Origin of the sequence: Cognatundibacterium curvum (assembly GCF_014284235.1) — a bacterium.
In the GTDB taxonomy this organism is placed as follows: Bacteria; Pseudomonadota; Gammaproteobacteria; order Burkholderiales; family Burkholderiaceae_D; genus Undibacterium; species Undibacterium curvum.
Genome location: NZ_JACOGD010000004.1, coordinates 336,485 through 355,870, shown reverse-complemented (window position 1 = coordinate 355,870; position 19,386 = coordinate 336,485). Strand labels below are relative to the sequence as shown.

Genomic DNA, 19,386 nt, shown 5'->3' with positions numbered 1-19,386 from the left:
GGGGCTGTTTTAGGTAAGTCCTGTAACGGTTTTTAGGTCAAGTATGAGCGATAATAAATTACTCCCTTTGCGTCTGAAAATTGACGCTATCGATGCCCAGATTCTGGACTTACTGAATCAGCGCGCCCGTGTGGCCGAAGAAGTTGGCCATGTGAAGGCAGAAACTAATGCACCGGTATTCCGTCCTGAGCGTGAAGCCCAGGTATTACGCGGTGTGGCAGAGCGCAATCCGGGCCCGCTGGCCAGCGCGGATATACAATTGATTTTCCGGGAAATCATGTCGGCCTGTCGCGCGCTGGAACGCCGTGTGGTGGTGGCTTTTCTGGGGCCGGTTGGTACCTTCAGTGAGCAGGCGGTGTATAAACAGTTTGGACATGCCATACTGGCTTTGCCTTGCGTATCGATTGATGAAGTGTTCCGTGCCACTGAGGCCGGTACCGCCGATTTTGGTGTGGTACCGATAGAAAATTCTTCGGAAGGCGCAATTAACCGCACTCTCGATTTACTGCTGCAAACCAGTCTGGCGATTAGCGGTGAGCTGGCGATACCAGTGCAGCATAGCCTGATGACGCGCACCGGCAATATGGATGGCGTCAGCCGTATCTGCGCGCATTCTCAGGCGCTGGCACAGTGTCAGGCCTGGCTCAATCAGCATTATCCGCATGTAGAGCGGCAGGCAGTGGCATCGAATGCCGAGGCGGCACGCATGGCCAGCGGTGATGCGACGGTAGCGGCGATTGCGAGTGAAATTGCAGGTACTCAATACCAGTTAGGCATCGTCAGTGCGCATATCCAGGATGATCCGCATAACCGCACCCGTTTCGCGGTGATCGGTCGTCTGCATACCACGCCTAGCGGCAAAGACCAGACCTCTATCGTGCTGGCGACACCGAATAAAGCGGGCGCGGTGTATCACCTGCTGGCACCACTGTCCAAGCATGGTGTTTCCATGACCCGTTTTGAATCCCGCCCGGCCCGCACCGGTAACTGGGAATATTATTTCTATGTCGATGTAGAAGGTCATGTGCAGGATGAAAAAGTCGCTGCGGCGATGGCGGAACTGAACGACAAGGCTGCCTTCTTTAAGGTGTTGGGCTCTTACCCTTGTACCCTGTGAGCTGCGGATGAGTGAACAAAGCAGAGTATTGAAAAAAATCGCCATATTCGGTGTTGGTCTGATCGGCGGTTCGTTTGCACTGGGCTTAAAAAAAGCTGGTGTGCAGGCACAAATTGCAGGTGTCGGGCGTAGCCAGGCTTCACTTGAAGTAGCTCTTGAGGCTGGCATCATCGATGTGATTGCCGCCTCGGTACAGGATGCCTGCCGCGATGCTGACCTGATACTGATCGCCGCGCCAGTCGCACAGACTTACGACATTCTTGTGTCCATCCTGCCTTATCTGGAAGCACATACAGTGGTGACCGATGCTGGCAGTACCAAGGCTGATGTGGTGAGTGCCGCACGACAGGCGCTGGGCGATAAAATCAGCCAGTTTGTGCCAGCCCATCCTATCGCCGGTCGCGAACAGAATGGACCGCAGGCAGCGCTGGCCGATTTATATGCCGGTAAAAAACTGGTGATTACGGCTTTGCCGGAAAACAGTGCGCAGTCTGTCGGCCTGGTTGAGCAAGCCTGGTGCTATTGTGGCGCCGTGATCCATCATTTGCAGCCAGCTGAACATGATGCGGTGTTTGCTGCCGTGAGCCATTTGCCACATATGCTGGCCTATGCGCTGGTGGATGATGTGGCCAACAAGCCGCATGCAGACCGTTTGTTTCAGTATGCAGCCAGCGGTTTTCGCGACTTCACGCGCATTGCCGGTTCGTCGCCGGAAATGTGGCGCGATATTACGCTCGCTAACCGCAGCGCTTTATTGCAGGAACTGGATTCTTATACGCAGACACTGGAGCGGCTGCGTGGCCATTTGCTGCAGGCTGACGGTGCCGCTATCGAGGCCATGTATGCCAACGCACAGCGTGCGCGCCATAATTGGATTACTTCCATAGAAACGGCAGAGAAGCAAAAAGTGGAGGGCGGTGACTGAGCGCCGCTGCGCCTCTCATTGCTCCGGTAAAAAACGAATTTTACAGACCAGATTATGAATCAAGCCATCAAGCAGTATCCTCCTTACCTCGATTTGCAGCCCGTGATGTCGGTGCAGGGCACAGTGCGTTTGCCGGGATCGAAGAGTATTTCTAACCGTACTTTGCTGCTGGCTGCGCTGGCAGAAGGTGAAACTCTGATCAAGGATTTGCTGGCCTCGGACGACACGTTGGTGATGCTGAACGCCTTGCAAAAGCTGGGCGTGCACTGGGAGCAGCAAGGCAGTTCGCAGGATTACCTGGTCAAAGGCTGTGCCGCTGCTTTCCCTCAGCATCATGCTGATCTGTTTATGGGTAATGCCGGTACGGCAATTCGTCCTTTGGTGGCGGCGCTGGCTGTGCTGGGCGGCGACTATACGATACATGGCGTGCCGCGCATGCATGAACGGCCTATCGGTGATCTGGTCGATGCGCTTAACCATGCCGGAGCGCAAATCGCTTACACAGGTCAGGCTGGCTATCCGCCGCTGCATATCCAGCGTGGTCACATTCATGCACAGCGCTTGCAAGTAAAGGGTAATGTCTCCTCGCAATTCCTGACCGCCTTGCTGATGGCGTCACCGCTGATGGCGAAGACTTATGATGTGCGTATAGAAGTGCTGGGTGAATTGATTTCCAAGCCATATATCGAAATTACGCTGAACCTGATGCAGCGTTTCGGTGTCACGGTGGAGCGTGAAGGCTGGCAGGCGTTTGTGATCCGCAAGGGCCAGCGTTATGTGTCGCCGGGCGTAATTCATGTTGAGGGCGATGCTTCATCAGCCTCGTATTTTCTGGCAGCTGGTGCGATTGCAGGCGGGCCGGTCAGGGTGGAAGGCGTAGGACGCGACAGTATTCAGGGCGATATCCGTTTTGCTGAAGCGCTGGAAAAAATGGGGGCAGTGATTACCCGTGGCGAGAATTGGATAGAAGCGCGTTCGGGCGGCGTGCTGCAGGCGATAGATATGGATTTCAATCATATTCCTGATGCCGCGATGACCATAGCGATTGCTGCCCTGTACGCGAATGGCACCACTACCTTGCGTAATATCGCGAGTTGGCGTGTGAAGGAAACCGATCGCTTGTCGGCCATGGCAACGGAGTTGCGTAAGCTCGGTGCGCAAGTGGAAGAGGGTGCTGATTATATGACCGTGACGCCACCGGCACAGATACAGCCAGCCAGTATCGCGACCTATGATGATCACCGTATGGCGATGTGCTTTTCGCTCGCCAGCCTGGATGGTAAGGCGCGGCGCGGTGCTGCCATGCGTATCCTGGAACCGCATTGCGTGGCGAAGACTTTCCCGGACTATTTTCAGGTGTTCGCTCAGATTCATCATGAGGAATTGTTCTGAAGTACAATCCTGCCCTTTTCAGGGAACAGATTTAAAGGAATGCGTATGAACCCAGCTTGCATCGTCATCACTATCGACGGCCCGACTGCCTCCGGCAAAGGCACGGTCGCACACAGGGTCGCCAAACATCTGGGTTTTCAATACCTGGATTCCGGTGCCCTGTACCGCCTGACTGCCTTGATGGCTATCAGCAAAGGCGTTTCCTTGCAGGATGAGGCGGGAATCGCGGCGTTGGCACGTACGCTGCCTTGTCAATTTCAGCATGGTCACGTATTGCTGGATGGGCAGGATGTGACGGATGCGGTACGTGCTGAGCAAATCGGTGTCGCAGCATCGCAGATTGCAGTGTTGCCCCAGGTACGACAAGCATTGGTAGAGTTGCAAGTTTCTTTCCGTAATGGCGTGGGTCTGGTGGCAGATGGCCGGGATATGGGGACAGTTATTTTCCCCGACGCAAGATTAAAAGTCTTTCTGACCGCCAGCGCCGAGGCCAGGGCCGGTCGCCGATATAAGCAATTGATTGAAAAGGGAATTGCTGCTAATATGGAAGACTTGGTAAAAGATTTGACAGAACGCGATGCAAGGGATAGTTCCCGCGCAACTGCGCCCCTCAAACCCGCGCCAGACGCCATCATCCTCGATACCTCTGAGATGAATGCCGAACAGGCAGTGCAGCAGGTGTTGGAATGGTACGCGGAAGCACAGCGAGCAATGTAGTGCTGGTTTGTGTGTGTAAGTCCCCATTGTAAAGGCAAGCTTGGCAATGGGTTGTTCAACCTAACCCGGTAAATAGACGCTTTGTACTATTCCGGCTAACCCGTAAATATTATGTCTACAGTATACATGTCCCAAGATTTCGCAACCGGTGCAGACAGCTTCGCAGCTTTGTTCGAAGAGTCCCTGTCACGTCAGGATATGCGTTCCGGTGAAGTGATTTCTGCTGAAGTCGTTCGTATCGACCACAACTTCGTGATCGTGAACGCAGGCTTGAAATCTGAAGCCTTCATCCCTGTTGAAGAATTCAAAAACGACCAGGGCGACCTGGAAGTTAACGTTGGCGATTTCGTTTCCGTAGCGATTGACTCTCTGGAAAACGGTTTCGGCGACACTATCCTGTCCCGCGACAAAGCAAAACGTCTGGCATCCTGGCTCGCGCTCGAAAAAGCGCTGGAGTCTGGCGAGATCGTTACCGGTACAGTAAATGGCAAAGTTAAAGGTGGTCTGACTGTTCTGACCAACGGCATCCGCGCTTTCCTGCCAGGTTCTTTGGTTGACACACGCCCAGTTAAGGATACAACTCCTTACGAAGGCAAAACCATGGAATTCAAGGTTATCAAGCTGGATCGTAAGCGTAACAACGTTGTTCTGTCCCGCCGCGCTGTGGTTGAAGCATCCATGGGCGAAGAGCGTCAGAAACTGATGGAAACCCTGAAAGAAGGTACAGTGGTTACTGGTGTTGTTAAAAACATCACCGACTACGGTGCGTTCGTTGATCTGGGTGGCATCGATGGCCTGTTGCACATCACAGACCTGGCATGGCGCCGTGTACGTCACCCTTCCGAGGTGTTGACAGTTGGTCAGGAAATCACTGCAAAAGTATTGAAGTTCGACCAAGAGAAAAACCGTGTTTCCCTGGGCGTAAAACAACTGGGCGACGATCCATGGACAGGTCTGTCCCGTCGTTACCCAGCGAACACACGTCTGTTCGGTAAAGTCACTAACCTGACCGACTACGGTGCGTTCGTTGAAGTAGAACAAGGTATCGAAGGTCTGGTTCACGTTTCCGAAATGGACTGGACAAACAAAAACGTTGCTCCAAACAAAGTTGTTCAATTGGGCGACGAAGTTGAAGTTATGGTTCTGGAAATCGACGAAGAACGTCGTCGTATCAGCCTGGGCATGAAACAATGTAAAGCTAATCCTTGGGATGATTTCGCGATCAACCACAAGAAAGGCGACAAAGTACGTGGCGCGATCAAATCGATCACTGACTTCGGCGTATTCATTGGCTTGTCCGGTAACATCGACGGTCTGGTTCACTTGTCTGACCTGTCCTGGAACGAAACTGGCGAAGAAGCAGTTCGCAAGTTCAAGAAAGGTGACGAACTGGAAGCCGTTGTTCTGGCAATCGACGTTGAGCGTGAGCGCGTTTCCCTGGGCGTTAAGCAACTGGAAGGCGACCCATTCAACAACTATTGCGCAATGAACGACAAAGGTGCTGTTGTAACTGGTACTGTGAAGTCTGTTGAAGCAAAAGGCGCAGTTGTTCAGTTGGCTGACGACGTAGAAGGCTATCTGCGTGCATCCGAAATCTCCCGCGACCGCGTGGAAGATGCTGGTACACACCTGAAAGTCGGCGACGCAGTTGAAGCGCTGATCCTGAACATCGACCGCAAAGCACGTGGTATTCAGTTGTCTATCAAAGCAAAAGACAGCGCTGAAACTCAGGAAGCAATGCAAAAAATGTCTACTGACGCTAACGCAGCATCCGGCACAACCAGCCTGGGCGCATTGTTGAAAGCTAAGCTCGACAACAAAAACTAAGCTCAATCTCAGTCATCAGGTTTTATAAAATATGACGAAGTCGGAGCTGATTGCTCGTCTGGCAGAGCGGTATCCGCAACTGGTTGCAAAGGATGTGGATATCGCTGTTAAAACGATACTGGATGCAATGTCTGATGCCCTGGCAACAGGGCAGAGGATAGAGATCCGTGGTTTTGGCAGCTTTGCTCTGAACAGCCGTCCACCGAGAATAGGGCGTAACCCTAAGTCTGGCGACAAAGTGATGGTGCCTGAAAAGCGCGTCCCTCACTTCAAACCGGGTAAGGAATTGCGCGAGCGTGTGGATGCCATGGTGGGGCAACCCATCCATGATGATTAGATGAGCATGACTGCAACGTGATTGAAGAAAGTTAAAAACGGTGTATCGGTTTCCGATATGCCGTTTTTTTTCAGTACAATGCATCCTTATCATGACGAAGTTATAAATGTTATGAAAGGGATCACAAGGGTGATCAGACAGTGCCACACTCAGGGATAGACGCAATGCAAATTTGCAGCGGTCCCGACATCATTGAAGGATGTACTCATGAAGTATGTTTCCCGGCTTGTAGCAATCATATTATTTGTTTTGTTCTTCGGTTTTGCGTTGAAGAATGATCAGATCGTGACCTTGCAGTATTTTTTTGGGTATCAACAGTCTGCGCCTCTGGTCATTATGCTGCTGCTGTTTTTCATCGCCGGAGCCGTATTGGGTGCACTGGCCATGGTTCCTATGATTTACCGTCACCGTCGTGATCTCTCGCGCCATAAGAAAACCCTGGCAGAAATTGAGAAAGAGCGTGAAGCAGCTGCTTTGGCCAGCACGCAGGCGCCACAACCTGATAGCATTCGGAATACCTGAAATGTGTGGAATCAGGACGCAGAGTCCAGATCACAACTCCCTAGAGAAATAAGAAAAAATGGAATTTGAAATTTGGTGGTTGCTTGGCATCCCCTTGTTTTTTGCTTTGGGCTGGATAGCTGCACGCGTGGATATCCGTCAATTAATGTCAGAATCCCGCAGCCTGCCCAGCGGCTATTTTAAAGGGCTCAATTTCCTGCTCAATGAACAGCCGGATAAAGCCATTGATGCCTTCATCGATATTGTACGGCTCGATCCGGAAGCCGTTGAATTGCACTTCGCGCTCGGTAATTTGTTTCGCCGCCGTGGTGAGACTGAACGTGCGATCCGTGTGCATCAGAATTTATTAGCTCGACCTGATTTGCCGACTGAGCAAAAAACCCAGGCGATGTTTGAACTGGGGCAGGATTACCTGAAGGCGGGATTGCTGGACCGCGCCGAAGAAACCTTCAATCAATTGGTCGCAAGTTCGTTCGAAGCGCAGGCCAGAAGAGCCTTGCTGGAAATTTATCAACGCGAGAAAGAATGGGCGCGCGCCGTGGATGCAGCTTTTGCGTTGCAGGAGGCCGGTGCCGGTGGTCGTCAAAAAGAAATCGCGCAATTCTATTGTGAAATGGCACAGGATGAACTGGTGCACACGAATGCAGATGCAGCGATTGCGATGCTGGATAAAGCACTGGCGATAGACAGAAACAATGTGCGCGCTACCATCCTGCTAGGCGACGTGTATCAAAAAAATGGCGATACCGAAAAAGCGGTATTGACCTGGCGTCGGGTTGAGCAGCAGAGTGTGCCGCATGTGGCACTGGTTGCGCAGCGCCTGATGGATGGCTACAGAAAACTCGAGCGTCCGGAAGAAGGTCTGAGCCTGCTCAGAAACTATCTGTCAGAAGCACAATCTATCGATTTGCTGGAGGTCGTGTTTAAGGCCAGTCTGGAACTGGAAGGGATAGAGGCTGCGAATCAAATCGTGAAAGATGAATTGCGCCGGACCCCGACACTGCTGGGCCTTGATAAATTGCTGGATGCACGTCTGCTCGATGCACCAATGGAGATGCGGCCTGAGCTGACCATAGTAAAGAATCTGGTACATGGCTATGCGCAGAAGCTGGCACGCTATCAGTGCTCGCATTGTGGCTTCAAAGCTCGTCAGTTTTACTGGCATTGCCCTGGCTGCAGCCGCTGGGAGACTTATCCACCCAGACGTACTGAAGAATTGAACGTGATGAACTGAAGCGGCTGTGGTGCAGGGATACAGTCAGAGCAGACTGATGTCACCAGACCAGAGACGATATCAATATTTTTTTAGACTGTGATCACAATATGAAAATTACCATTATTGGCACCGGCTATGTGGGCCTGGTGACAGGCGCTTGCCTGGCAGAATTAGGTAACGATGTCTTTTGCCTGGATGTGGATCAGCGCAAGATCGATATACTCAACAGTGGCGGCATCCCTATTCATGAGCCTGGCCTGGAAGAAATCGTGGCACGCAACCGCGCTGCCGGCCGCATACAGTTTTCTACCGATGTAGCCGCCAGTGTTGCGCATGGTGATGTACAGTTTATTGCGGTAGGAACGCCGCCAGATGAAGATGGCTCAGCGGATCTGCAGTATGTGCTCGCCGCTGCACGCAACATCGGTAAGTATATGAATGGCTTCAAAGTGGTGGTCGACAAGTCTACGGTACCGGTCGGTACTGCGGACCGTGTTGCTGCTGCATTGAAGGAAGAGTTAAATCAGCGCGCCACGCAGGCAGAGTTTTCTGTCGTGTCTAATCCTGAATTCCTGAAAGAAGGCGCAGCGGTTGAAGACTTCATGCGCCCGGACCGTATTGTCATCGGTTGCGACTCTTCTGCTCAGGGCGAAAAAGCACGCAGCCTGATGAAGAAACTGTATGCGCCGTTTAACCGCAATCATGAACGTACTTACTGGATGGATGTGCGTTCGGCTGAATTTACCAAGTACGCTGCTAACGCGATGCTGGCCACCCGTATCTCATTCATGAATGAACTCGCGAATCTGGCCGACCATGTCGGTGCCGATATTGAAGCGGTACGCCATGGTATAGGATCTGATCCGCGTATCGGTCACAGCTTCCTGTATGCAGGTTGCGGCTATGGTGGCTCCTGCTTCCCTAAAGACGTACAGGCCTTGGAGCGTACCGCGCAGGAATATGGTCTGAATCTGTTGATACTGCAGGCAGTCGAAGCGGTGAATGCGCGACAAAAACAGGTATTGGGTAGCAAGATACAGGCGCGTTTCGATAATCAACTGGTCGGCAAGCATTTTGCGATCTGGGGACTGGCGTTTAAGCCGAATACCGATGATATGCGCGCAGCTTCATCCCGTGTGCTGATCGGTGAGTTGTTACGCAGCGGCGCCACGGTGGCAGTGTACGATCCGGTTTCTATGGAAGAGGCTAAGCGCGTATTTGAACTCGATTTCTACGATGCACCGGAATTGCTCGAAAACATACGTTACGCGAGCAATCCTATGGAGGCATTGAATGATGCTGATGCGCTCGCGATAGTCACTGAATGGAAGGCCTTCCGCAGTCCTGATTTTGATCAGGTCAAAGCACGTTTGAAGCAGCCTGTTATTTTTGACGGACGCAATTTATTCGAGCCTGCTGTCATGAATGAACTGCAAATTGAATATCATGGTATCGGCCGTTCCGTACTCACGCGTGTTTAAGGTTAAGTGATGTTGCAAAAAGATAAGCGCATCCTGGTTGCCGGTGATGTGATGCTGGACCGTTACTGGTTTGGCGAAGTCAATCGTATCTCACCGGAAGCGCCGGTGCCGATTGTACGTGTAGAGCGGCGTGAGGAACGTCTGGGTGGTGCGGCGAATGTGGCATTGAATGCGCTCGCGCTGGGCGCTGGTGCCGCACTGATGGGGGTGATTGGTGATGATGAGGCGGGCAACTCAATAGAGGGCCTGCTTGAGAAGCATCATATTTCCAGTTATCTGAGCCGCGATGCTCAGATATCTACCATTATCAAACTCCGGGTGATCGGTCGCCAGCAGCAACTGATACGCATCGATTTTGAAGAAAAGCCGACAGACAGTGTATTACGCGATAAGCTGAATCGTTTTAATGCGTTGGTGCCTGGCTTTGATGTCGTGGTGTTTTCGGATTACGCCAAAGGCAGCCTGGTCAATGTTCCGGCTATGCTACAACTGGCTAAGCAGCAGGGAAAAATTGTGCTGGTAGACCCGAAAGGCAGTGACTTTTCTAAATATGCGGGTGCTGATTTACTCACGCCCAACAAGTCAGAGCTTAAACAGATTATCGGCGACTGGACATCCGAGGCAGACTTGCAGGAAAAAGCGCAGAATCTGCGCCGTTCCCTGAACTTACGCGCCTTATTGTTAACCCGTTCTGAAGAGGGAATGACCCTGTTCACCGAAAACACCGTTACCCACGTCCCTGCTGTTGCGCGCGAAGTATTTGATGTTTCCGGTGCTGGCGACACCGTGATCGCAACGATGGCAGTGATGTTGGCCAATGGCATGACACTTGAGGATGCAGTGCATATCGCCAATCGTGCGGGTGGTATTGTGGTTGGTAAGCTTGGAACTGCCACAGTGACTGAAGCTGAACTGTTTCCCCAGCAGTGAATTGTATTAAAAATAGTAAAATTTAGTCAACCTTGTCGAAATTTCTGCGTTAATAGGAACAGAGCGTTTTTATCGTTCTCCCGGTTGAGAAACCGGGTTCCTTGCTTGATAACAATGATGACTATTTAGGGAGTGATTCCATGTTAAAGAAATTATTCTTCGCAGTTGCTGCTTTTATGTTCAGTATGGGTTTTGCATTTGCTGACGTGGATGTAAATAAGGGAGATCAGGCTGCTTTGGATGGTATCAAAGGTCTGGGCCCCGCAAAGTCCAAAGCGATTATCGATGAGCGTACAAAAAATGGCAGCTTCAAAGACTGGGCTGATTTTGAATCCCGTGTGAAAGGGATAGGCGATAAAACCGGTACGAAGTTATCTGAAGCAGGCTTGACCGTCAATGGACAGGCTAAATCAGGCGCACCGGCAAAAGCTGCACCAGCAAAAGCGGATAAAGCGGCAAAAGCTGAGAAGGCTGATAAAGCTGAAAAAACAGAGAAAGTAGAAAAAGCAGCGAAAGCACCAAAAGCAGAAAAGGCTGAAAAAGCAGAAAAGATGGCTGATAAGGCCAAAGCTGATGCTGCAGATAAGTCGGATAAATCCGCAAAAGCTGTAAAAGCTGAAAAAACAGAAGCCTCTGCTTCTGCCAAAGAAGGAAAAACCAAGTAATTTGTCTGGACTTGAAAATTGCCTAAGCCTCTGATGATATCAGGGGCTTTTTTATTAGCTTATTCGAAATTGATATAAGCCTTATTCAAGTTTACTAAGTCAATGATTTTTCGGATGAATTTTTCGTATCAGTGATGACTGGTACGTGCTTTAGTCGTTTTTTGTCTGAGCTTAGACGTTTGCTGACTGCAAGTCTGGGCGACAAGCATTAAAATAAGCACTTACCAATCTGAGAATGAGACTATGTCCTATCTGACTATTGAAGATACTATCGGCAACACGCCTTTGGTTCGTTTGCAAAGATTGCCGGGTGAAAAAAATGCGCTGCGCAATAATGTCATTCTCGGTAAGCTGGAAGGCAATAATCCTGCTGGCTCAGTCAAAGACCGGCCGGCGCTGTCCATGATCAAACGCGCTGAAGAGCGCGGCGAAATCAAACCTGGCGATACACTGATCGAAGCGACCAGCGGTAACACTGGCATTGCACTGGCGATGGCTGCTGCTATGCGCGGTTACAAAATGGTATTGCTGATGCCCGAGAATCTGAGCATAGAGCGCCGCCAGAGTATGTCCGCATACGGCGCACAGATTATCCTGACGCCTAAAACCGGTGGTATGGAGTATGCGCGTGATCTGGCAGAGCAAATGCAAAAAGAAGGCCAGGGTGTGATTTTGGATCAATTTGCCAATCAGGACAATCCACTTGCTCACTATGAAGGAACGGGGCCGGAAATCTGGCGTGACACTGGCGGGCGCGTCACCCATTTTGTGAGTGCGATGGGTACCACCGGCACGATTATGGGCGTTTCTGCCTATCTGAAGAATCAGAACCAGGAGATACAGATCGTTGGTGCCCAGCCTGAGGAGGGTTCCTCTATTCCTGGTATCCGTAAATGGCCGGAAGCGTATTTGCCTAAGATTTATGACAAAGCCAGGGTCGATCAGGTAATTTCAGTCAGTCAGGCTGATGCTGAGCATATGGCACGCAGGATGGCGATTGAAGAAGGGATCTTTTGCGGCATTTCGGCGGCTGGCGCCTGTGAAGTGGCTTTACGTCTTGCTGAAACTGTGGAAAATGCAACGATCGTATTTATTGTCTGTGATCGCGGTGATCGCTATTTATCGACCGGCGTATTTCCAGCCTGAGTAGTTGCCGCCAGCTCAGTGGAATGTTAAATCAGCCGAATTACCTGAACTAGCTATTTAACTAAAAAAAAGCGTACAAGCCTAAAACTTGTAGGCTTTTTTATGGCATCAAAGAAAAAAATACCGAAAGTGCTGAATTAGCAGTTTCGGTATTTTACCTGGACAATCCGCTAGGCGCGGATGGCAAGGCTTATTTATGCAGCGTCTTTTGGTTTAAACTGCTTGTCGCTGATACGGAACTTCGCACGACGGTCACCCATCAATTCACGCAGTTCTTTGATGCTGACATCGCTGATTTCATGCATACGGATCAGCAGGGACGCACCGACCGGCAGGCGGCGATGTCTGATTTTACTGATTACTGGAGGCGCAACTTCCAAAGCTCTGGAGAGTGCCGCATCGTTTTTTAAGTGCAATTGCTTGATCAGAGTGTCCAACAAATTGTTTGGATCGTAGTCGATTTCATCTGATTCAAGCTGGGTCAGATTTGCCATAATTACCTCGCTATCTAGTCTATTGATGCCTGATTTAATTGCTTCAATGAAATTAATCAAACGGTAATATTGTATCTTTAAAACAGAAATTGCTTATCAGAAAAATAGCAAAACATTGTTAAATCCCTTGACACAGGGAATGCTATTTACGCCATTGTGTCAATAAGGCAATAGTACTGTAGATCAATACAAGCTGAAAAGCAATTTACTTTTTTAACAGATTACCAATTGATTTCATTCGCTTTTTTTACAAGCTAACAATTGCCTGTACCTGAAGTATTGGGCAAAATATGCTTGAGATCAATTGGTGAAAACGAAAGATATTGTTAAAAAAGTTTCGTAGAATTGCATTTATTGTTTCCTATTGGAAATTTTGTGAGAGTGGTAATGCTTTGTACCGAAGCGCTTTCAAGCCATGGTCAGCGACAGCGTCCAGCCTTGGCATCCAGCAAAAATGTGGTTGAAAAAAACAATTACATTTGTTCCCGCGCCTGACGGATGACACGACCCAGATCTATCACAGACATCGCATAAAAGTAACTGCGATTGTATTGGGTAATCGCATAGAAGTTATCTGTGGCAATCCAATATTCTGTCGCTTCTTCCCCGTTTTGCAAATCGATCAATCCTAGCTTTAATTGGGGTGCAATATCTGCGCTGGCACTGCTCGCCAATTTGCTCAATTCCTGATAGGTATAGCTGGCGCGCAGGCCTTGCGACAGCACCGTGCGCAGTGTTTCTTTGTCGTCACTGATCAGGGTGGCAGGGAAGGTGACGGGCACGCCCGGTTTCCAACCGTGTTCCGCGAGGTAATGGGCAACGCTGCCAATCGCATCAATGGGGGAGTTGGTCAGATTGATGCGCCCGTCGCCATCAAAATCCACCGCATATTTCCGTATGCTGCCGGGCATAAACTGCGGCCAGCCTATCGCGCCCGCATAAGAGCCTTTGAAGGCAAACGGGTCGACCTGAGATTCTCGCGCAATCAATAGCATATGCATGAGTTCATCGCGGAAATACTGCATCCGTGTCACTCTGGTTGGCGTGTCCGGGTAATCAAACGCCAGTGTGGTCAGGGCATCCAGTACACGGAAGCTGCCGGTGTGTTTACCAAATATCGTTTCTACGCCTATTAGTCCGACGATAATTTCTGCTGGCACGCCATATTGCCGTTCTGCTCTTTCCAAAGCCTCGGCATACTGGTTCCAAAACTGTACGCCAGCTGCTATACGATAAGGCTCAACAAAGCGACTGCGATAGACCTTCCAGTTTTTAGGCTTGCCGGGCGGCGCAGGCTTCATCAATTGTTTGGCGGATTCCGCATGCCTGACCTGAGAAAATAACTGCCTTAATTTTTCTTCGTCAAAGCCATGTAAATTCACCATCTGGCTGATGAAAACTTCCACTTCCTTCCACTGCTCGAAGTGTATATTTTCCTGTTGTTGGCTGGATGTGCTGTTCGTGGTTTTCGCTGTTTTTTTCGAGACTTTTTTGTCAGCGGCAGCAACGTCGGGATGTAAAGAGCAAGCCAGTAACAGCATCAGGCCAGAGAGGAGAAGGGAAGGGCGAGCGATCAACATGACATCCAGTTTATTTACAGGCAGACAGTAACTGCTTTAATTGTTTCAATGAGGCGGCATCGGAGCCAGCCTGTTTGCCATAGCAGCACAGGCTGTAATAATCAATAAATGCTTTTGCCCTGTGCCATTCTTCGGGAGCCAGCCTGGCTTGCAGCCGCACCAGATAGGCTTGTGGGCCTTCATGTGGTTTGCGTGGCAAAGCTTTCCTGGCCATCCGGTGGCAAAATGAAAAGTATACTCTATCAAGCGCCGGGATAGCTGGTTTGTTAAGCAGCAAAGGCAGGCTGATCACGCCCAGGATAAGGCTGCCAGCCAGGAACAGTATCCATGTCATTTGCACCCAGTCGACATCCTTCCATCCCAGCTTGTTGAGCAGCGATTGCTGCCCTTGTTGATTGTAATTGAGTACCCACTGATTCCAGTTATTGTTCATCGCATTCCATTGCATGCGCAAAGCCTGGCTGAATGAGTTGCCCTGCAGCGCCAGATTGACCAGACCAGCCAGACCGCTGGCTGGCAAAGCGCGGCTCAGGTTTTGCATCACGCGTTCAGGCGCTACCGCGGCGGTCGGATCTACCCTGGTCCAGCCCTGGCCGCTTAGCCAGACCTCGGCCCAGGCATGTGCATCTGACTGACGTACTTCAAAATAACCGTCTACCGTATTCAGGTTACCGCCCTGATAGCCAGTGACGATACGGGCTGGTATCCCGGCCGCCCGCATTAAGACCACGAAAGCGCTCGCATAATGTTCACAAAATCCGGCGCGGGTAGAAAACAAAAAATCATCGATCGCATCTTTGCCCAGCCGCGCAGGTTCCAGCGTATAGATGAAATTTTGCTGGCGGAAGTGTTGCAACACAGCCTGAATGTATGCCTGATGACTGCCTTGTTGCTGGCGTAATTCACGTGCATAGGCCTGGGTGCGCGGATTGAAGCCGACTGGCAGACTGAGCTCGCCAGCCATGTCTTGCAAGTCGGCCTGGGCATCCAGCCGGAAGTCAGGGTAAGACTCAACTTCATAGCGTATTCTTTGTTGCAGCACTGTGCGTGAACGCAGCTCGGACACATTGTTCATCACGCTGTCAGTGCCATCCGTAAAGCGGGGATTGTGCTGGCTTAACTCAAGCGCGAACAACCAATGCTGGCTGTGTGGTTCCAGAATAATGAGCTGCCGCAGCGGCTTGCCTGTGACGACCAGCTGGCTTGCATCATGCTGATAGCGACGACCCGGTGTCCAGGTTTTACCATCGTAATCTGTCATCACGATGCCGCGCCAGTACTGCAGGTTTTTTATGGGCGGCGCCTGATCGAATTTGACCCTGAATGCGATTTCTTCCGACAGAACCAGATTACTGATACCGCCCGGCGTCATGCTATTGGATAAACCTGAGCGACCCTGACCTGCATCTCCGGGCAAACCCCAGAGCGGGCCCTGAATACGTGGGAACAGAAAAAAAGCACACAACATCAGGGGCAACGCGAGGCCCAGCATAGAAAAACCAGCCCGTAAGCGTTGTCTAAGCGGTGGCAAAATGCCCGTGTACTGAAATGAAATCTGCGCACTTAACAGCAGACCAACTGCGCACAGGCTTAACAGGCCAACGCCTATCGTCTGTTGGTAAAAGTAACTGGTCAGTAACAGGAAAAAAGCCAGAAACAGCACCACGAATAAATCACGCCTGGCATGCATTTCCAGAAGTTTGCAGGCCAGCAAAAGTACTAACATGGTGACCCCCGCCTCTTTACCAAAGAAGGTGCGGAAGCTCAGGAAGATGCCCGCCATCATCAGTAGGCATACCGGCAGCAATAACCACATAGGCGGCAGGCGGCGGCCAGACAGCGTGAGCCAGATACGCCAGCCCAGAGTCAATGTGCAAGCGATGCTGACCCACAGATGCACATGCCAGAAATGCGGAAGCAGCACGCTGATACAGGCTGCTATCAGCAACAGCGTATTGCTCTTGTCGGCGCTGATATGATTTTTGTGGTGAGCCTTGTCCGTCATGACGTCGCCTCAGCCGGATGAAGTGCGAGCGCACGCAGACAGGCGTCCCTGTGCTGAGCACCCAATGCAGGCGCAAAGTTCAGCGTGCCAAGCCGGAATGCATACGGCAGCCCCTGGCGTTCTGCTTGCAGCACCCAGCTGCACATGCGCGCCAGCTTGAGTTCCGTGTCCAGCCGGCGTGGCAGGCGGGCGAAATCAATCACCACGTCGGCACCACTTTGTCCGTTAAACAGCTTACTGACTAATTGCCCGCCAGCGGCTGTGTCGACGCGCGCGATTTGCTTCCATGCCAGTTGGCGCAGCGGATCACCGGGCTGATAAGTGCGTACACCGGCAAAGTCTTCATCACCGTGCTGACCCGCATTGGCGCTTGATTCTGTGCCGTCCACAGGCAGCGGTGGTGGCTGCAATTCCGGCGCCGGATACACCAGCGCCTGTACATCCGGCAGCCAGGTGCTCCAGGCGCGCAGCAGACCCAGTGGGAACCAGGTCTGAATCGCGATTCTGGTCGCGGGTTGCCAGCCACGTTGTACAGAAGGGGCATGCAAAAATACACTGAGCTGTGATTGTGGCGCGATGTCACAGGCTTTACTGATCTGATCCTTAGCTTGCCAGCCGACCCAGATTGCATAGCGCGGGTTGCGGCGTGGATTGTTCAGATAGAGCGGAAAACGGATTTCTTCGCCAGCAAACACTGGATCGGGACTGCCAGCATGCAATTCCAGATAAGCGAGATTACGGAATCCCAGCAAGGCATTCACCACCATCACGGCAGCCAGCATAAAGGTTAGTGCAAAGCCCAGGCTGAGGCTGTAATTGGTCGCGGTCACAAATAACAGCAGCAGTACCAGCAACATCATCCAGCCTGGCCGGCTGGGCAAGGTATACACCCGGCGCTGTTTGAGTATCACACTGCCGGGCTCGGGCTGCTTTTCCAGAAAGATCACTCTGCGCAGATAACTGCGGATCGCATCGTTAGCCATGTTTGCAAGCGGCTTTCTCAGACGGGAACACTGCGCATCATTTGCAGCAGCAAATCCGCACTGCCACTGGTTTGCGTGTGTGAGGCGCGGAGCGGACGCAGCCTGTGAGCGATCACCGCTACCAGTACCGCCTGCACATCTTCCGGCACGACGTGATCCCGACCTTCCAGCGCGGCCCAGGCACGTGCCGCCTGCAGCAAGGCCAGCGAGGCACGTGGGCTCATACCTTCGGCAAAAACATCACCCTGGCGCGTTGCCTGGGCCAGTGCATATACATAGTCGATCAATTTAGCGGAGACATGGATGCTGCGCACTTCCTTTTGTGCCTGCATAAATTCTTCCGGTGCCATTTGTGCACGCAACTGGCTCAGCAACTGGCGGCGATCTGCGCCTGCCAGCAAAGCCTTTTCTGACGCGGCATCGGGATAGCCGAGCGACAGGCACATCAGAAAGCGATCCAGCTGAGATTCCGGTAGTGGAAAGGTGCCGATCTGATGCGATGGATTCTGGGTCGCAATCACAAAGAAAGGGGCGGGCAGACGGCGGGTCTGACCTTCTGCCGAGACCTGTTGTTCTTCCATCGCTTCCAGTAGCGAGGACTGGGTCTTGGGTGTGGCGCGGTTGATTTCATCGGCCAGTAAAACCTGAGTAAACACCGGGCCGGGATGAAACACAAATTGATTTTTTTCGCGCTCAAAGACGGAGACGCCGATGATATCTGCCGGTAGCAGATCGCTGGTGAATTGCAGGCGGTTGAAACGCAAACCCAGCGACGTTGCCAGTGCGTGTGCCAGCGTGGTTTTACCTACACCCGGTACATCCTCAATCAACAGATGGCCACCGGCCAGCAGGCAGACAATGGCCAGGCGTATTTGCGGCGATTTGCCCATGATGACTTGATTGACCTGATCTGCCACGCGGTGCACTTTTGAAAACATAGCTGCCTGCCTCTGTCCTGAACGAAACTCGCAGTGTAATCTGATTCTGCTAACGCGGTTGTAACGGCGAGCGTGCAGACGTCTGATTACGCGCAGAACTTATTGTGTCCAGTTTGCAAATTTATGCAATTCGCGGGAAACTGCCGGTAATTGAACTCAGGCATGCCCATGACCACCGCTTACTATACCCACGATGATTGCAAACGCCACGAAATGGGATCCTGGCATCCGGAATGCCCGCAGCGTTTGCAAGCGATAGAGGATCAGCTGATCGCCAGCCGTATCAAGGACCTGCTCGACTGCCGTGACGCACCCTTGGCAAGCGAGGCCAGTCTGGCAAGGGTGCATAGCGCCGATGCGATTTATCGTATCCGTGAAAACTGTCCGTCAGAACGTTCTGAATATGATCACTTCCCGTTAGATGCAGATACGGCGCTGAATGCCTATAGCTGGAAAGCCTCTTTGCGCGCTGCCGGTGCCGCGATTGCTGCGACTGATGCGGTGCTCAACGCTGAAATCGATAATGCCTTTTGCGCGGTGCGTCCGCCTGGTCACCATGCGACGGCCAAAGAGTCTATGGGCTTCTGCATGTTTAATAACGTCGCGGTGGCAGCACGCCATGCGCTGGATGTACGTGGCTTGAAACGGATTGCCATCGTGGATTTCGATGTTCATCACGGTAATGGTACCGAGGATATTTTCAGGAATGATGCGTCTGTGCTCATGGTGGGTTTTTTTCAGCACCCGTATTATCCCTACTGCGGTACTGAGCAGCCAGCCAGCAATATGGTGAATATTCCTGTTCCTGCACATAGCCAGGGGCAGGAAATCCGCAGTCTGGTAGAGCAGCACTGGCTGCCGGCATTACGTGCATACCGGCCGGAGATGATATTTTTTTCTGCCGGATTTGATGCGCATCGCGAAGATGATATGGGCCAGCTTGGTCTGGTCGAAGCAGATTACGTGTGGATCACGCGCGCAGTGATGCAGATTGCCGGTGAATTTGCAAAAGGGCGCGTAGTCAGCTGTCTCGAAGGTGGGTATAACCTGTCTGCACTGGGGCGTAGTGTCGCTGCGCATATCAAAGTGCTGGCGGGGCTGGATTAGGAGT

The 19,386-nt window shown here is 51.7% G+C and carries 18 protein-coding genes; 13 read left to right on the top strand and 5 right to left on the bottom strand.

Going from position 1 to position 19,386, the window contains the following annotated elements; genetic code table 11:
- Positions 1 to 43: 43 nt before the first annotated feature.
- The 12 genes from pheA to cysM all read left to right on the top strand — a co-directional run bounded on the left by pheA (position 44) and on the right by cysM (position 12,275).
- The gene (gene pheA, locus H8K43_RS09760; protein WP_162021375.1) at positions 44 to 1,117 is read left to right on the top strand and encodes a prephenate dehydratase; all 1,074 of its coding nucleotides are present in this window, start codon (positions 44 to 46) and stop codon (positions 1,115 to 1,117) included.
- Between the two features lie 7 nt (positions 1,118 to 1,124).
- Positions 1,125 to 2,042, top strand: a complete 918-nt coding sequence (locus H8K43_RS09755) for a prephenate dehydrogenase (RefSeq protein ID WP_186903639.1) — start codon at positions 1,125 to 1,127, stop codon at positions 2,040 to 2,042.
- 66 nt (positions 2,043 to 2,108) lie between these two features.
- Positions 2,109 to 3,434 carry a 3-phosphoshikimate 1-carboxyvinyltransferase gene (aroA, locus tag H8K43_RS09750; RefSeq protein WP_186903747.1) on the top strand — a complete coding sequence of 442 codons (1,326 nt, stop codon included), beginning with the start codon at positions 2,109 to 2,111 and terminating at the stop codon, positions 3,432 to 3,434.
- 45 nt (positions 3,435 to 3,479) lie between these two features.
- Positions 3,480 to 4,151 carry a (d)CMP kinase gene (gene cmk / locus H8K43_RS09745; RefSeq protein ID WP_186903638.1) on the top strand — a complete coding sequence of 224 codons (672 nt, stop codon included), beginning with the start codon at positions 3,480 to 3,482 and terminating at the stop codon, positions 4,149 to 4,151.
- A 126-nt stretch (positions 4,152 to 4,277) separates the two neighbouring features.
- The gene (rpsA, locus tag H8K43_RS09740) at positions 4,278 to 5,978 is read left to right on the top strand and encodes a 30S ribosomal protein S1 (protein ID WP_162021372.1); all 1,701 of its coding nucleotides are present in this window, start codon (positions 4,278 to 4,280) and stop codon (positions 5,976 to 5,978) included.
- A gap of 31 nt (positions 5,979 to 6,009) precedes the next feature.
- On the top strand, positions 6,010 to 6,315 hold the full coding sequence (locus H8K43_RS09735; RefSeq protein WP_110256992.1) for an integration host factor subunit beta: 306 nt from the start codon (positions 6,010 to 6,012) through the stop codon (positions 6,313 to 6,315).
- 207 nt (positions 6,316 to 6,522) lie between these two features.
- On the top strand, positions 6,523 to 6,837 hold the full coding sequence (locus H8K43_RS09730) for a LapA family protein (RefSeq protein ID WP_186903637.1): 315 nt from the start codon (positions 6,523 to 6,525) through the stop codon (positions 6,835 to 6,837).
- 58 nt (positions 6,838 to 6,895) lie between these two features.
- Positions 6,896 to 8,071, top strand: coding sequence for a lipopolysaccharide assembly protein LapB (gene lapB / locus H8K43_RS09725; protein ID WP_186903636.1), 1,176 nt, complete (start codon positions 6,896 to 6,898; stop codon positions 8,069 to 8,071).
- Between the two features lie 89 nt (positions 8,072 to 8,160).
- Complete coding sequence (locus H8K43_RS09720; RefSeq protein WP_162021369.1) at positions 8,161 to 9,534, top strand: UDP-glucose dehydrogenase family protein; 1,374 nt, start codon at positions 8,161 to 8,163, stop codon at positions 9,532 to 9,534.
- A gap of 9 nt (positions 9,535 to 9,543) precedes the next feature.
- On the top strand, positions 9,544 to 10,464 hold the full coding sequence (gene rfaE1 / locus H8K43_RS09715; RefSeq protein ID WP_186903635.1) for a D-glycero-beta-D-manno-heptose-7-phosphate kinase: 921 nt from the start codon (positions 9,544 to 9,546) through the stop codon (positions 10,462 to 10,464).
- A gap of 101 nt (positions 10,465 to 10,565) precedes the next feature.
- Complete coding sequence (locus H8K43_RS09710) at positions 10,566 to 11,129, top strand: ComEA family DNA-binding protein (protein ID WP_230403811.1); 564 nt, start codon at positions 10,566 to 10,568, stop codon at positions 11,127 to 11,129.
- Positions 11,130 to 11,372: 243 nt separating this feature from the next.
- Positions 11,373 to 12,275 carry a cysteine synthase CysM gene (gene cysM, locus H8K43_RS09705; RefSeq protein ID WP_186903634.1) on the top strand — a complete coding sequence of 301 codons (903 nt, stop codon included), beginning with the start codon at positions 11,373 to 11,375 and terminating at the stop codon, positions 12,273 to 12,275.
- Positions 12,276 to 12,469: 194 nt separating this feature from the next.
- Here cysM and H8K43_RS09700 read toward each other — a convergent pair whose 3' ends face one another.
- The 5 genes from H8K43_RS09700 to H8K43_RS09680 all read right to left on the bottom strand — a co-directional run bounded on the left by H8K43_RS09700 (position 12,470) and on the right by H8K43_RS09680 (position 18,275).
- Positions 12,470 to 12,769 (bottom strand): hypothetical protein, encoded by a 300-nt coding sequence (locus tag H8K43_RS09700; RefSeq protein ID WP_110257001.1) that lies wholly within the window; start codon positions 12,767 to 12,769, stop codon positions 12,470 to 12,472.
- Between the two features lie 473 nt (positions 12,770 to 13,242).
- A complete protein-coding gene (gene mltB, locus H8K43_RS09695; protein ID WP_186903633.1) occupies positions 13,243 to 14,349 on the bottom strand; it encodes a lytic murein transglycosylase B in 1,107 nt (368 codons plus the stop codon).
- Between the two features lie 10 nt (positions 14,350 to 14,359).
- Positions 14,360 to 16,354 (bottom strand): transglutaminase TgpA family protein, encoded by a 1,995-nt coding sequence (locus H8K43_RS09690; protein ID WP_186903632.1) that lies wholly within the window; start codon positions 16,352 to 16,354, stop codon positions 14,360 to 14,362.
- Positions 16,351 to 17,337, bottom strand: a complete 987-nt coding sequence (locus H8K43_RS09685; RefSeq protein WP_186903631.1) for a DUF58 domain-containing protein — start codon at positions 17,335 to 17,337, stop codon at positions 16,351 to 16,353. The genes H8K43_RS09690 and H8K43_RS09685 overlap by 4 nt, the downstream gene beginning before the upstream one ends.
- Positions 17,338 to 17,354: 17 nt before the next feature.
- A complete protein-coding gene (locus H8K43_RS09680; RefSeq protein WP_186903630.1) occupies positions 17,355 to 18,275 on the bottom strand; it encodes an AAA family ATPase in 921 nt (306 codons plus the stop codon).
- A gap of 168 nt (positions 18,276 to 18,443) precedes the next feature.
- Between H8K43_RS09680 and H8K43_RS09675 the strand changes: the two genes are divergently transcribed.
- On the top strand, positions 18,444 to 19,382 hold the full coding sequence (locus H8K43_RS09675) for a histone deacetylase family protein (protein WP_186903629.1): 939 nt from the start codon (positions 18,444 to 18,446) through the stop codon (positions 19,380 to 19,382).
- Positions 19,383 to 19,386 lie beyond the last annotated feature (4 nt).